Here is a 13,712-nt window from a genome sequence, read left to right as displayed (position 1 = left end):
TTGGCAGAACAGGGCCCTGGGACACACGCGTGCCCCCGCCCCCGCGTGCCCTCGCGTGTTTTTAATATCATAGGGGCATGGCGACGCAGGCATTCAAATGGCGAAGAAAGTCATAGTAGTCGGATCGGGCGCCGCCGGCATGTCGGCCGCGTCCGCGGCCCGTGCGGCAGACCCGGAAGCGGACATCACCGTGATCACCGAGGACTGCGATATCGCATACTCTCCCTGCATGATCCCCTGGGTCCTCGAGGGCAAATCCACCTGGGACCAGATGATAATGCACACCCCGGAATGGTACGCGTCCGAGAGGAACATCAAGGTCCTGACCCGCACCAAGGTGGAATCTGCCGTCAACGACAGGGCCAAGGACGGCACCGTCACCAAGACTGTGACCGCCGGCGGGAAGACCTACGAGTACGACTCGCTGGTGCTCGCTACCGGCGGCAGGGTCTTCGTGCCCCCGATCGAGGGGACCGACCTCCCCGGCGTGTTCGTTGTGAGGACCGTCGAGGACGGCAGGAAGATAGAGGCCTGCCTGAAGACGGCCAGGAACGTCGTCATCGCCGGAGCGGGCGTCATCGGTCTCGAGCTCGCTATCGCCCTCAACAACATCGGCAAGGACGTCACCGTCATCGAGATGATGGACCAGGTCATACCCAGGATCGCGGACGCCGACATGGCGGCCCAGGTCCAGAAGTATCTGGAGGACCAGGGCGTCACCATCGTCCTGAAAGCGCCCGTCCAGAAGGTCACCGGCAACGGGAAGGCCGAGGGCGTCGAGTCCCTGGGCAAGACGTATCCCGCGGACGTCGTCATCTTCGCCACCGGGGTCCGCGCCAACACCGACATCGCCAAGCAGCTCGGCCTCGACATCGGCCAGCTCGGCGCCGTCGCGGTCGCGCCCACCATGCAGTGCTACAGGCGCGGAAGGCTCCTGCCCGATGTCCTCGCATGCGGGGACGTCATCCAGTGCCAGTCCGGAGTGTACCCCGGGCCTACCATGAGCCAGCTCGGCTCGTCCGACGTCAAGGAAGGGAAGGTCGCCGGCGCCAACGCCGTCGGCCGCCGCGAGATCTGCGGGCCCACCCTGAGCCCGTGGGTGAGCCCCATCGGAGAGATGGAGATCGCCGCACCGGGATGTCCCTGGGGCTTGCCTCCTGGTACGGAGCGGGCACCGCGACCGGAAAGGCCGAGGGGCTCACGCGCGCCAGGTACTTCCCCGGCGCCAAGCGCATGACCGTGAAGGTCATCGGAGACCGCGCCACCCACCGCATCATCGGGTGCCAGATCGTCGCCGGCGAGAACACCACCGGACGCATCGACTGGATGACCGCTGTCATCGCCGCCGGGACCACTGCCGAGGAGTTCCTCGCGAACGGCGAGAACGCCTACTGCCCCCCCACCGCCATGGTGAGGGAGCCCGTGTTCGCCGCCGTCGAGGACCTCGTCAGGCAGTTCAGACAGTGATCCCCGATGGAATACGGAGAGTACGCCAAGGTCTACGACGGGCTCAACAGCAGCGAGGACATAGAGCGCCTGGAGGGAGAGGGCTACGATGCCCGCTTCCTCGAGACCCTGTATACCCAGAAGGTCAACAGGTCGGTCAAGAAGAAGTTCCACACTGTCAGGAAGAAGTCCAAGGAGATCCTCCGCGACTGGGCCGGCGGCGAGAGCATCTGCTCCATCGCCGACCGCCTGGGATACCCGCCGGTGCTGACGGCCATGACCATCTTCCTCGAGGACGGATGCACCAAGAAGGTCTTCTGGGAGTACGTCCGCGACCCGTCCCTGCTCGACAGCCCCGAGACCGCGGCCGAGCTGCGCGAGGCGACCGAGAAGGACATCGTCTACTCCCCTCAGGCCGACCAGAGGCAGAAGGAGCGCGGGAAATGGGGAGAGGGGCTCCTGTGGGAATGGCTGGACGGCCAGGACGTCTCGTACAAGACGGAGCAGGACGAGAGGGCCGCCGGAGCGACCGGCAAGACCCCCGACTGCCTCCTGGACTCCCCGATGGAGTTCGAAGGCAGGGAGATCCGCTGGATCGAGAGCAAGGCCTCGTTCGGCGACGCCGTGGAGTTCCGCTACAACTGCAAGAACCAGCTTGTCCCTTACACCGAGCTTTTCGGCCCCGGCGTGGTCGTCTATTGGACAGGCCATCTCGACGGCCTCGAGACCCCCGACGGCATAACCGTCGAGGACATCGGGATCATGGACAAGAAGCTCGAGAGTCTCTGAAACCGCCGCAGGCGGGGGGCGTGCTCCCGGCCCCGGCCTGCATGGTTTCGCTGTATTTTTTTCAAGAAGAATCCGGGACGGGCCTGTTCGGGTTACAAGACCCAGATGCGTTTCTCGAAATGCATCTGCATACCTGAGAGATACCGTTCGGCAGCGCCGCCGTCCGTACATGGCGCGGATGCAAGAAATGATTCCGCGGCCGGAATGATGCAGAGAGGCCCGAACGCCTCCCTGCGGAAAATGTCTGAAGCGGACTCAGACCGCCGGGATCTTCTGCGCGAACTCTTCGCGGAGCTCGCCCATGGTGGCGGTGCGCTCGGCGTAGGCATTGTGCTTGTGGATGGACTCCTCCGAATCGGACGAGACCTTGACCTCGCAGCTGTCCGGAAGCTTCTGGAAGTTGGTGACGACCAGGGTGAGGCCGTTCCTCACGACGTCCTCCACGAAACGGGTGTTCTCATGGGCATTGATGACAACCCTTCCCTCGTCCTCCCTCTTGAGGAGCTCGAAGGTGGGGCTGGAGACGGACTTCTCCGCGAGGTCTATGAGGTCGTCGGCCTCGATGTTCTCCTCAGGCCCGGTGGTGATCACGATGGAGCATACGTTCCTCTGGTTGTGGGACATCATTGGGAAGCCGGGGTCCTCGACGTTGAGGAGCTCTCCGACGGTCTCCTGGGCGCAGGGGCAGGCGGTCATGCCGACGGCCTCGCATCCGATGGTCTTCCTGATCTCCCCGTCCCTGGTGCCGGTAGCGCCGGCCAGGAGCGTATAGCCCTCGAGGGTGTCCCTGCCCGAGGGGGTCTTCCTGGGCCTGAAGTACTCGGCGGTGATGGTGACGTAGGCGTTCATGGCATACTCGTGCTTGACAAGAAGTTTCTTCACCATGTCGACGGCCAGGTTCTCCAGTCCGTCGAGGGATGGGAAACGCTCTCTTCGGCGACCGCCCTGAGGACCTCGACGTTCCTCGAAAGGTGGCTGCCCCTCTGCGCGGCCGGGAGGTCCACGTAGATATCGAACGAGCAGTTGACGACGTTGCTCAGGGGGCTGTTCATCCCGGGCCTTGCGATCAGGACCGGCTTGCGCACGCCGGAGACCCCTACCTTAGAGAGCCTGAACCCCGTGGATCCCCTGCTGTACTGCACGTCACACTTCAATGCCATATGACAGCGGTAAAGAACGAATTACTTAAATCATATAGGATAACCCGAAACAGGGTTGGACAGCATCCTCTTCCCGACCGTTCCCGATTTATCCCCGCAGCGGCATGGAGGCGGCATGGGCACGATGATATGCGGGATCGATGAGGCCGGGCGCGGACCGATGCTCGGGCCGCTCGTCGTAGGGGCCGTCTGGTCGGACGATGACGGCGGCCTCAGGAGCCTCGGCGTGAAGGACTCGAAGATGCTGAGCCCCGCCAAGAGGGAATCTCTCTATGACGAGATCGCACGCACGGTGCCGCATTGGGAGGTCGCGGTCATCGAGGCCGAGACCATCGACTCCGAGATGAAGACCGAATCTCTGAACATGATCGAGCTGGAACGTTTCGCCGCGCTCGCGGCCATGCATCCCTGCGATCTTGCGGTCGCCGACTGCCCCGACCCCAATACCGGGAGGTTCGCCGGGACGCTGTCCCGTATGGCCGGGGGCATAGCGGTGAAGGCCGAGCACAAGGCCGATGCCAACTACCCGACTGTATCGGCCGCGTCGATCATGGCCAAGGTGACCAGGGACCGCATCGTGGAGAGCTACCGCGAGGAGTTCGGCATGCCTGTCGGTTCCGGCTATCCTAGCGACCCCGAGACCGTTGATTTCATAGAAAAATGGATTAAGAACCATTGCTGTGCACCGCCACACGCTAGAACATCGTGGGAACCTGTCAAGGCAATGCTCTCGAAGGGAAAGAACACGACACTGGACGATTGGTGATTGACCATGACCATGGAAGCAACCATACAGGAGTTCATCGATAAGGCCAACAAGAGGATGGCCGAGGACGCAGACGTCAGGGAGAAGACGAAGGATCTCGTCAAGACCGTTAACTTCGACCTCGGCGAAGAGAAATACTCTATGAAGCTCTCCGATGCGAAGATTTCCGATTTCAAGCCGGAGTTCATAGAGGACGCTGACATCACGGTCACCACCACCCCGGAATACTTCCAGCAGCTGGTCGACGGGGACCTCAGGCCCATGCGCGCATACGTGACCAAGAAGATCTCGATCAAAGGCAAGATCCAGGACCTGATGTTCCTGAAGAAGCTCTTCTGAAACCTCTTCCGCCCTTCACGAAATTTAAATAGTAAGCCAAGTGTAGGGCACATCATAGCGAGGTAGGGTAGCCAGGATATCCCGTCGGGCTCATAACCCGGAGATCGGTCGTTCAAATCGACCCCTCGCTACCATCCTGTTTTAAAAACCGCGCCTATGTACGGCGGTGCCTTTGTTTTTAGATCTGGCATGATGCATTTGCAGCGCTATATGCATCTCCCGGCTCTTTAAACGGCTGAGAAAGGCGCACACACGATCTGGAAAATCGCCCGCAGATGCAGCGGACTTCCGGCGCATCGGCCGAAGGGCAGTGAAAAATAACGGGCCGCGGAGATTTATCCTGCGGCCGAGAAGCATTCTGATGGAGGAAGATATCCTCCCGGGCCCGCCTATGGGGCCCGGATCCTTTCAGGGTTCCTCCTCCCCGTGCGGAGCCTCGGCGGAAGAACCTCCGCCGCTGCTCTCGGGGGCCTCATAAGTGCTGATTCTCACAGCCTCGTCTATGGGGACGATGAAGATCCATCCGTCACCGCTCCGGCCGGTCTTGGCGGCCTTGCAGACGGTGTCGATCACGCAGGGGACGTGATCGTCCTCGACGGCGATCTCGATCTTGACCTTCTCGATCTCGTCGACGACGAACTCGCCGACCCTGTTGGTGAACTTGACCCCTGCCTGCTTCCCGCGGCCGGTGACGTGGGTGAACGTCATCCCGGTGATCCCCTTGGCCTTGAGGGCGTCCTTGACGTCCTGGTACTTCTCGGGGCGCACTATCGCTACGACCATCTTCATTCCATTTCACCTCAGAGATATGCCGGCTCCCCGTGCTCAACGATGTCCTGCCCTATGGACTCCTCGGCCTCGGGTATGCGGACCTTCATGAACCTGGAGATGACCCAGATGATCGCATACGACATGGCGAAGCAGAAGATGACGGTGAAGGCGACTGCCGCAATCTGCCCGATGAACAGGTCGGTGCCGCCGTGAATGAGCCCGGCGACGCCGCCGGAAAGGTCCGGGTCCGCGAAGATGCCGGTGGCGATCGCTCCCCAGATCCCTCCGACGCCGTGGACGCCGAAGACATCCAGAGCATCATCGAACTTCAGCTTGGAGTGTATGAAGGTGACGGCGAAGAAGCACAGGGCCCCGCCGACCGCCCCCGTGAACATCGATTCGGTGAACCCGAGGTACGCCGCACCGGGGGTGATGGCGACGAGCCCCGCGATCGCTCCCGCGATGAGCCCGAGGACGCCGACCCTCCCGACCTTGATGTACTGGGCGACTCCCCACGCGGCCATGCCGAAGACAGCGGCGGCCTGGGTGGTGAAGAACACATGGACTGCGGATGCATCGGCCAGAAGGCCGGACCCTCCGTTGAACCCGAACCATCCGAACCACAGCAGCATGGCACCGAGGAAAGCGATGGGGATGTTATGGGCACGGGAGGACTTGCGGGTTCCTGCCAGCCTGGGTCCGACGAAGATGCACAGTGCCAGACCGGTGACTCCGGCGCAGATGTGGACGACGGTCCCTCCGGCGAAGTCGAGGACGGTGAGATACTGGTCGAACAGCCCTCCTCCCCAGACCCAATGGGCCATGGGAGCGTAGACCAGGACAGACCATAGGATGAGGAAGATTATGATCGCGTTGAAACGGACGCGTTCGGCACAGGCACCGAGCACGAGCGTGGCAGTGACGATGGCGAACATCATCTGGAAGAGGACGAACTCCAGGTAGGAGATCTCGCCGCCGTCCATCATGTCGAATTCGTCGATGCCGTTCAGAAGGACGTGATCGAGGTTACCGATGAAGGCAGCATCGCCGCCGAACGCGAGCGAGTAGCCGACGACAATCCAGGATATGCCCATGACCGCGGTAGCCGCGAGGCACTGGGCGATCATAGAGGTCATGCTCTGCCTTCTGAGCATGCCTCCGTAGAAGAATGCGACTCCGGGCACCATGATGAACACGAGCGCGGAGCACACAAGGATCCAAGGGATGGTGACATTGACGCTTGCGGCCGCTGAGCCGTCATCTGCCGATGAAACGGGCGACACCAAGACTATTGCTGCGATTGTGGCTGCCAGGAATGCGATTCCCGCCGCTGCGATTGCTGATGACCTCATTGATACCACGATTGAATTGTTTTTTCCTTCGAAATTAGACAAATGTCTAATGATATTTGAATATAACCATAAAATAATCTCTAAAATACGAAATTCGTAAAACAAAGGCCATATGGATGGACTGAAATATACAGTAACGTCCATCAACAGACATTGCAAACTGCGGAAATCCCCGAAGTCCGCAGATCGCTGAAAAAAGAACCGGCCGCCCGAAGGCGGCAAGATGTTTGATAGATCTTCAGAGAAGGCTCTTGGCCTCTTCAGGTGACATGTCTATCGCCTTGAGGAGGTACTGCAGGGCCTTCTTCTTGTACGGAGCAAGGGCCGCCGCGGACTTGGGATCGTCAGCGATGTCCGCATAACTGGCCATGATCGCGTTGTAGTACTCGATGGCGAACTCCGAGTAGTAGGTCGGGGACATCGATTCATCAATCTCAGCCGCCTCGTTGTACGCCTTCTCCGCCTCGTCGTACTTGCCGACCGATATGCAGAACAGCCCGTAGGACTGATAGTAATCGGCGCTCCCGCTGAGCTCGATGGCCTTGGTGTAGGCCGCCATTATGTCCTCGGTCTTCACCTTGGCGCCGAACATGCCGGAGGCATAGTTCCCGCACTCCGCGGTGTAGTACCAGCCCTCCGCATCGTTGGGGTATTCGGAGGAGTACTTCTTGAACGCGCTGTATGCCTTCTTGAAATCGCCCGAACTCATGGCCTTCATGGCCGCATCGAACTTCTTCTGAACGGCGGGGTCCCTTTCTGGGGCTTGACCATCCATCTCATCTGCCATGCTATATGCCATGACGCGCGGCTAATAAATCCTTTGTAACCCGCCTGACGGTCTGAACATGAAACAGGCCGCTCTAAGGGGGCGCTCTTCGGGCCTTCGGCAGGTCCGATGAAGTTCATATGATATCTGGGCGGCCGATCCCGGGCATGCCGGCGGCCGTTTCTCCCGCAAAAGCAACATCCGATCGCAGGAAGGACCGATAGGGGAGATCCGAGCCTAGAATGCGAAGATATGCGCAAACACCATTATAGCATCCAGCACCATCTGATATACGATGGTGCTGACGCTTTCGGAAGATGAAATGTACGAGATAGTCCTCCGCAGGGACAAGGACTTCGACGGCGTCTTCTTCTACGGGGCATACGATTCCGAGGTTTACTGCCTCCCTTCCTGTTCCGGCAGATCCCGATCCGCCAGAAGATCCGTTTCTACAGCACCCGCGAGGAGGCCGAGGCGCAGGGCCACCGCCCGTGCAGGCGCTGCCACCCCGAAACCGTCCCCATGAAAGACCCCAACAGCGTCTGGTTCCGCTCGGGCAAGGGACGCAGGAAATGACGGCGGAGACTCGGGCCGTTCTCCGCGCTGAAAGGTTATAATCTTCGAGGCCAATATCTGGGTATGTCCATCGAGGATCTCTGGAACCAGGTGGCGAGGGCCGCAGGATGCCCGGATTTCGCATTCAAGGAAATCACCCTTCCGAAGCTGACTGTGAGGGACGCCGAGAAATGCAGGCACATGTGCGAGCAGAACGTCTGCAAATGCTACGGCACCAACTGGGGATGCCCTCCGGGGGCCGGGCGACATAGCCTCCTGCCTCGGGAGGATCAGGAAGTACGGCCACGCGGCGGTGGTCTACCATCGCTACAAGGTCGACATAAAGGACGCGGACGCCCTGAAATCCTATTCGGGGAAGCTCCAGAACCTGCTCAGGACGATGCAGAGCTTCCTCCGCGCAAGGGACTACAGCTGCATGTGCCTGTCCGACGGAGGGTGCAACTACTGCGGGAAATGCAATTACCCCGGAGAGTGCAGGCACCCCGACCAGAGGGTCGACTCGGTGAGCGCCTACGGCATCCTCCTGATGGAGTACCTGGAGGACAACGGCCTGGAGTTCAGGTTCGAGGAGGACCATGTGACCTTCTACGGGCTGATCTTCTACAATGAGAAGGCTGATGCGCCGGCGGCCGGGCAGCGAAGAAGCGCCGAACGCGCAATTCTATTATAAAACAAACCAATCCGCGCACCAATAAGGGGCCCGTCGCCGGGCCCCCGGAGGCCATGCAATGGACAGAGAAACGGTTGCGCGGGTCGCGAGGACCGCGCACATCAGGCTCACCGATGAGGAGCTGGACAGATATTCGAAGGACCTCGCCGACATACTTGATTACTTCAAGGTCCTCGACGAGGCCCCCGGGCACGACGGCATCGGGGTGAACCCGGTGGAGATTGCGGACATCACCAGGGAGGACGAGCCCCGCCAGGACATCGATCCCGCCGAGCTCCTGAAGGATATGAAGACCTACGAGAACTACGTCAGGGGGCCCAAGCTGGTATGAGCGACGCGGAGACCATGTCGCGGCTGAAAGCGATCAACCAGAGATACCAGATGTTCAGGGCCTTCTGCGAGGACGGCACCCCCGGCGATGCGAAGTTCCTCTTCTCCGCCAAGGACAACCTGACGTCCAGCGAGTTCGAGACCTGCGCCGGGTCGAGGATCCTCGAGGGCTACCGCCCCGTCTTCGACGCCGCGCCCATCGAGAAGATGAAGGCCGCCGGAGGGAAGCTCATCGGCAAGACCAACATGGACGAGTTCGGCTTCGGGACCTTCTCGGCCAACTCGGCCTTCGGCATACCCAGGAACCCGTTCGACCTGGAGCGCTCCTGCGGAGGGTCGTCCGGCGGCTCGGCCTGTGCGGCCGCCGTCCTGGACGACCATGTGTCGCTGGGAGTGTCCACCGGCGGGTCCATCTGCTGCCCCGCGAGCTTCTGCGGGGTCTACGGGATCGTCCCCACCTACGGGCGCGTGTCCCGCTACGGCCTGATCGATTACGGCAACTCCCTGGACAAGGTCGGGCTGCTGTCCGCCGACCCGTCCAAGCTGTCCCGCTACCTCCCCGTCATCACAGGGAAAGACCCGAGGGACCCCACGTCCTGCGCCCAGCCCGAGCTGAAGCTGGCACATTCCAGGATCTCCTCCGTCGCCGTGCCCGATGAGGCGCTCTCCGGCGTCGCGGCCGATGTCAGAGAGGCGTTCGGCAGCGCCCTCGAGGAGCTCAAATCCATCGGCATCGAGGTCGACCGCGTGAGCATGCCCGAGCTGAAGTACGCCATCCCGGCCTACTATGTCCTCGCGACCTCGGAGGCATCCACCAACCTCGCGCGCTATGTCGGCATGCGCTACGGCCGCCAGGACGGCGACCTGTCCCAGAAGTTCGATGACTACTTCACCGACGTCAGGACCGCCGGCTTCGGCGACGAGGCCAAGCGCAGGATCCTGCTGGGAACCTACACCCGCATGGAGGGCTTCCGCGACAGGTACTACGCCAAGGCCCTCCAGGTCAGGCTGGAGGTCATCGACGCGTACAGGAAGCAGTTCGAGGGCCATGACGCCGTCCTCACCCCGACCATGCCCTTCGTATCGCCCAAGCTGAGCGATATATCGAAGATGACCCCGGTCGAGAACTACGCGGCCGACTTCCTCACCGTGCCGCCCAACCTGGCCGGCACCCCGCACCTGAACTGCCCCTGCGGCTACTCCTCCGAGAACGGCATGCCCGTCGGGATGCAGTTCGTGACCGACCACTGGAACGAGGACATGCTCCTCACGATGGCAGAGGATTGGGGGAAGAGGTTCGACCTCAGGCGCCCGGAGGTGTCGGTATGAAGATCGGCCTGGAAGTCCACGTTCAGCTGCCCACCAGGTCCAAGATGTTCTGCTCCTGCCCCACCACCGACGCGGAGGCCCCGAACACCCACGTCTGCCCGGTGTGCCTCGGCATGCCCGGCTCCAGGCCGGTCCTGAACCGCCAGGTCCTGGTGTACGGCATCATGCTCGCCAAGATGCTCGGCTGCAAGATCGCCGACACCACCTGGTTCTCCAGGAAGACCTACTTCTACCCGGACATGAGCAAGAGCGTCCAGATAACCCAATACGACCACCCGATCGGGACCGGCGGGCTGGTGATGCTGAACGGGAAGAAGCCCATAAGGATCACCAGGATCCACCTGGAGGAGGACCCCGGGAAGACCAAGAGGACCTCGGACATGTACTCGCTGATTGACTACAACCGCTCGGGAGTCCCCCTGGCGGAGATCGTCACCGAGCCCGATATCTCCACTCCGGCGGAGGCGAGGGAGTTCCTGACCCAGCTCATCGCCGACATCCGCGCCACCATCGACATGCCGGCGGACGGGGAGCGCAGCATCCGCTGCGACTGCAACATATCAGTCGGGAAGGAGAGGTGCGAGGTGAAGAACGTCACCGGCGTGAAGAACGCCGAGCGCGCCCTCACGTACGAGATGGTCAGGCAGATCAAGATACTCAAGGCCGGAGGAAAGATCGAGAGGGAGACCAGGAACTTCGACGAGGCCCGCGGGATAACGTACTCCGCGAGGAAGAAGGAGTTCGAGGCCGACTACGGCTACATCGACGAGCCCGACCTGGGCATATTTCATATCGGGAAGATGGCCGAGGGCATCACTATCAGGGAGAGCCCTGCGAAGATGACCGTGAGGCTGTCCGCGCAGTACGGCATACCCGAGAAGATGGCCAAGCAGCTCGTCTCCACATCCATCGATTTGGCACAGTTCTTCGAAACGGTAGCTGCCGAATACGGCAAGGACCTCGCCGTCAAACTGGTGGCCGGCCCCGTGGCCGGTTCCTGGAAGGAGATGGAGGCGGCAGGGAGGAGCCCGGACGCCGTGCTCGGCACCATCGGCAGATTCGCCGACGGGAAGATCACCGACACAGAGTGCTCCATCGAGATCAAGTCGGAGATGACGGGCATCGACGCCGAGACCGCCTCGGCGGATGCAGGCGACCTCGAGAAGATAATCGCGGACTTCCTGGACGCCAACCCCAAGGTCCTTGCGGATTACGCCAAGGGCAACACCAAGGCGCTCAACAGCGCCATCGGGCACGTTATGAAGACCGCACCGGGGAAGTTCTCCTCCTCGGACGTGGTATCGGCCGCGAAGAGGATAGCGGACTCGAGGATCTGAGGGGCTCTAGGCCCCTCACATGGCCAGAGTGCTGGTGGGTTCTAACCTGAGGCATCTCCTGCCCTGCTCCGCCGCGTGCGGGGCGGCCATCCTGGTGGTGTGCGACTGCATAGCCAAGATGATCACGTTCTCCGGCATGCCTGTGGGAGTCATAACCGCGATATTCGGCGGCCCGATATTCATCTTCCTGCTGGTGAAGGGAGCTAAGAAAGTGTGGTTCTGAGACGTCGGCCCGTGCATGAAGAACGGTTCGATACTGCTCTTAATGCACGGTTTAAATATTATTTAGGCATTCCTAATTTATGGATTACAGAACTGCTGCGGTGAGGAGGATAGCGACCGTTCTTTCTCTGATCGCGATCGTCATGGCCGCAGGATTCGCGGCCGAGCTGATCCATTCCCTGCTGTGACGGCATTAAGCTTGCACTGCAGAGCGTCAGAATAAATCAGACATCTGGGTCTTAGGAAAATCGCCGGGCCCGAAGGCCCGGCCTGAAGGTTTCACTCGGAGTCCTTGTCCTCAGCGTCGGGATTGAACTCCTCGGCGTCCGAGACGTCCAGGCCTCCTGCGAGGGAGATAATCTGGAGCTCCTGGAGCTTCTCATCGTCCACCGGCGAGGGCGAACCGTCCAGCAGGGACACCGCCTTCTTGTTCTTCGGGAAGGCGATGACCTCCCTGATGGTGTCCTTGTTCAGCAGGATGGCGACCAGCCTGTCGATTCCGATGGCGATGCCGCCGTGGGGAGGCGCGCCGTACCTGAGGGCCTCGACGAAATAGTCGAACCTCTGCTGGATCTTCTCGTCGGAGAGCCCGAGCCTGTGGAACACGGCAATCTGGGTCTCCGCATCGTGGATACGCTCGGAACCGGACCCGAGCTCGTTCCCGTTCAGGCAGAGGTCGAAGCAGGCGCCGCCGCAGTGGTCCGGATCGTCCAGGCTACCGGTGGGCAGGACGAAGGGGTGGTGGAACGCCGTGTACGCGCCGGAGACCGGGTCCTTCTCGAACATGGGGTTCTGGTCCATCCAGAAGAACATGAACTTGTTCTCCGGGACCATGTGGAGGTCCTCCGCGATCTTCTTCCTGAGGAACCCTCCGCCCTCGTAGGTGGCCTTCCAGGGGCCGGCAATGATGAACACGAGGTCCCCCTCTTCCGCGCCGAGCGCCTTCTTGATGTTCTCCAGGATCTCGGGGGTGAAGTACTTCGTGATGTTGCTGGTGAGGACACCGTTCTCGCACCTCATCCAGGTGAGGCCTCCGAGCCCGACCTTCTTGGCGTACTTGATGTACCTGTCGACATCGTTCCTGCCGACCTCTCCCATGCTCTTCTTTATGCACAGTCCGGCGACGATCCCGCCCTCGGCGAGGATGCTCCTGAAGATCTTGTACGGGACGTCCTTCACGATGTCGGTGAGCGACGTGAACTCCAGCCCGTACCTCATGTCGGGCTTGTCGGAGCCGAACCTCTCCATGGCATCTTTATAGCCGATGTGGGGGAAGGGGGTCTTGAGCTCGGTGCCGTAAAGTCCCTTCCAGATGTAGGAGACGAGGCCCTCGATCATGTCCTGGATGTCCTTGGAATCGACGAAGGACATCTCGATGTCCAGCTGGGTGAACTCGGGCTGCCTGTCCTTCCTCGAGTCCTCGTCCCTGAAGCACCTCGCCACCTGGTAGTAGCGGTCGAGGCCTCCGACCATGAGCATCTGCTTGAACTGCTGGGGCGACTGAGGCAGCGCGTAGAAGGTGCCGGGGTGGACCCTGGAGGGGATGATGTAGTCCCTCGCGCCCTCGGGGGTGGACCTTCCGAGGATCGGGGTCTCGATCTCGAGGAAGCCTTTGCTCTCGAGGTAGACCCTGGCAAGATGGACGAGCTTGCTCCTGAACTCCATCGTCTTGATCATGGGGGTCCTGCGGAGGTCGAGATAGCGGTACTTCATCCTGGTGTCCTCATCGGGAAGGACACCCTCCTTCTGGTCGCCGATCTCGAACGGCGGGAGCTTGGACTTCGCGAGGAGCTCGGCGTGGGTGATGAGGACCTCGATCTCGCCGGTGGGGTTGGAGTCCACGGCGGTGCCCTCGACCC

At 61.2% G+C, this 13,712-nt stretch carries 16 protein-coding genes, 1 tRNA gene and 2 pseudogenes; 13 read left to right on the top strand and 6 right to left on the bottom strand.

What is annotated here, in order from left to right; all coding sequences use genetic code 11:
- Positions 1-97 precede the first annotated feature (97 nt).
- From AUQ37_RS01885 to AUQ37_RS01880, 3 genes are read left to right on the top strand one after another with little or no spacing between them, the layout of a single operon-like run.
- Positions 98-1,237, top strand: coding sequence for an NAD(P)/FAD-dependent oxidoreductase (locus tag AUQ37_RS01885; protein WP_235584801.1), 1,140 nt, complete (start codon positions 98-100; stop codon positions 1,235-1,237).
- Positions 1,234-1,467 carry a hypothetical protein gene (locus AUQ37_RS11870; protein ID WP_235584800.1) on the top strand — a complete coding sequence of 78 codons (234 nt, stop codon included), beginning with the start codon at positions 1,234-1,236 and terminating at the stop codon, positions 1,465-1,467. Before AUQ37_RS01885 ends, AUQ37_RS11870 begins: the two co-directional genes overlap by 4 nt.
- A gap of 6 nt (positions 1,468-1,473) precedes the next feature.
- Positions 1,474-2,235 (top strand): C15orf41 family protein, encoded by a 762-nt coding sequence (locus tag AUQ37_RS01880; RefSeq protein ID WP_058747179.1) that lies wholly within the window; start codon positions 1,474-1,476, stop codon positions 2,233-2,235.
- Positions 2,236-2,490: 255 nt separating this feature from the next.
- Here AUQ37_RS01880 and AUQ37_RS01875 read toward each other — a convergent pair whose 3' ends face one another.
- Together AUQ37_RS01875 and AUQ37_RS12815 are read right to left on the bottom strand one after the other, a co-directional pair.
- Entirely contained in the window at positions 2,491-3,120 is a 630-nt protein-coding gene (locus AUQ37_RS01875) for a GTP cyclohydrolase, FolE2/MptA family (RefSeq protein WP_201013641.1), read from the bottom strand.
- Positions 3,114-3,395 (bottom strand): GTP cyclohydrolase, FolE2/MptA family, encoded by a 282-nt coding sequence (locus tag AUQ37_RS12815; RefSeq protein ID WP_201013640.1) that lies wholly within the window; start codon positions 3,393-3,395, stop codon positions 3,114-3,116. The genes AUQ37_RS01875 and AUQ37_RS12815 overlap by 7 nt, the downstream gene beginning before the upstream one ends.
- Positions 3,396-3,510: 115 nt before the next feature.
- Here AUQ37_RS12815 and rnhB point away from each other — a divergent pair, with 115 nt between their 5' ends.
- The 3 genes from rnhB (at position 3,511) to AUQ37_RS01860 (ending at position 4,634) form a co-directional block, all read left to right on the top strand.
- Positions 3,511-4,161, top strand: a complete 651-nt coding sequence (gene rnhB / locus AUQ37_RS01870; RefSeq protein WP_235584799.1) for a ribonuclease HII — start codon at positions 3,511-3,513, stop codon at positions 4,159-4,161.
- Positions 4,162-4,167: 6 nt separating this feature from the next.
- Positions 4,168-4,500: an SCP2 sterol-binding domain-containing protein gene (locus AUQ37_RS01865; protein WP_058747223.1), complete on the top strand. Its 333-nt coding sequence runs from the start codon at positions 4,168-4,170 to the stop codon at positions 4,498-4,500.
- 56 nt (positions 4,501-4,556) lie between these two features.
- Positions 4,557-4,634: transfer RNA gene (locus tag AUQ37_RS01860), tRNA-Met, on the top strand.
- Between the two features lie 274 nt (positions 4,635-4,908).
- Here AUQ37_RS01860 and AUQ37_RS01855 read toward each other — a convergent pair.
- The 3 genes from AUQ37_RS01855 to AUQ37_RS01845 all read right to left on the bottom strand — a co-directional run bounded on the left by AUQ37_RS01855 (position 4,909) and on the right by AUQ37_RS01845 (position 7,410).
- Positions 4,909-5,289: a P-II family nitrogen regulator gene (locus AUQ37_RS01855; RefSeq protein WP_058747178.1), complete on the bottom strand. Its 381-nt coding sequence runs from the start codon at positions 5,287-5,289 to the stop codon at positions 4,909-4,911.
- An 11-nt stretch (positions 5,290-5,300) separates the two neighbouring features.
- Positions 5,301-6,554, bottom strand: a complete 1,254-nt coding sequence (locus AUQ37_RS01850) for an ammonium transporter (protein ID WP_235584819.1) — start codon at positions 6,552-6,554, stop codon at positions 5,301-5,303.
- A gap of 307 nt (positions 6,555-6,861) precedes the next feature.
- On the bottom strand, positions 6,862-7,410 hold the full coding sequence (locus tag AUQ37_RS01845) for a lipopolysaccharide assembly protein LapB (RefSeq protein WP_058747177.1): 549 nt from the start codon (positions 7,408-7,410) through the stop codon (positions 6,862-6,864).
- A gap of 274 nt (positions 7,411-7,684) precedes the next feature.
- Here AUQ37_RS01845 and AUQ37_RS01840 point away from each other — a divergent pair.
- The 7 genes and pseudogenes from AUQ37_RS01840 (at position 7,685) to AUQ37_RS01815 (ending at position 11,854) form a co-directional block, all read left to right on the top strand.
- A pseudogene (locus AUQ37_RS01840) lies at positions 7,685-7,965 on the top strand (Ada metal-binding domain-containing protein).
- A 63-nt stretch (positions 7,966-8,028) separates the two neighbouring features.
- A pseudogene (locus AUQ37_RS13390) lies at positions 8,029-8,169 on the top strand (DUF2284 domain-containing protein); the annotation flags it as partial.
- Between the two features lie 88 nt (positions 8,170-8,257).
- Positions 8,258-8,635, top strand: a complete 378-nt coding sequence (locus AUQ37_RS01835) for a DUF2284 domain-containing protein (protein WP_058747175.1) — start codon at positions 8,258-8,260, stop codon at positions 8,633-8,635.
- Between the two features lie 58 nt (positions 8,636-8,693).
- Positions 8,694-8,966, top strand: coding sequence for an aspartyl/glutamyl-tRNA amidotransferase subunit C (locus AUQ37_RS01830; protein WP_058747174.1), 273 nt, complete (start codon positions 8,694-8,696; stop codon positions 8,964-8,966).
- Positions 8,963-10,294 (top strand): amidase family protein, encoded by a 1,332-nt coding sequence (locus AUQ37_RS01825; RefSeq protein WP_058747173.1) that lies wholly within the window; start codon positions 8,963-8,965, stop codon positions 10,292-10,294. The genes AUQ37_RS01830 and AUQ37_RS01825 overlap by 4 nt, the downstream gene beginning before the upstream one ends.
- Complete coding sequence (gatB, locus tag AUQ37_RS01820; RefSeq protein WP_058747172.1) at positions 10,291-11,631, top strand: Asp-tRNA(Asn)/Glu-tRNA(Gln) amidotransferase subunit GatB; 1,341 nt, start codon at positions 10,291-10,293, stop codon at positions 11,629-11,631. The genes AUQ37_RS01825 and gatB overlap by 4 nt, the downstream gene beginning before the upstream one ends.
- A 19-nt stretch (positions 11,632-11,650) precedes the next feature.
- On the top strand, positions 11,651-11,854 hold the full coding sequence (locus AUQ37_RS01815) for an iron chelate uptake ABC transporter family permease subunit (protein WP_058747171.1): 204 nt from the start codon (positions 11,651-11,653) through the stop codon (positions 11,852-11,854).
- 278 nt (positions 11,855-12,132) lie between these two features.
- On the opposite strand, the gene aspS is transcribed toward AUQ37_RS01815, so the two are convergent.
- Positions 12,133-13,712, bottom strand: a 1,580-nt coding sequence (aspS, locus tag AUQ37_RS01810; protein WP_058747170.1) for an aspartate--tRNA ligase, incomplete at its 5' end; no start/stop codon positions are given.

Source organism: Candidatus Methanomethylophilus sp. 1R26, from assembly GCF_001481295.1.
Taxonomy (GTDB): Archaea; Thermoplasmatota; Thermoplasmata; order Methanomassiliicoccales; family Methanomethylophilaceae; genus Methanomethylophilus.
This window is presented reverse-complemented; position numbering and strand designations above follow the sequence as displayed.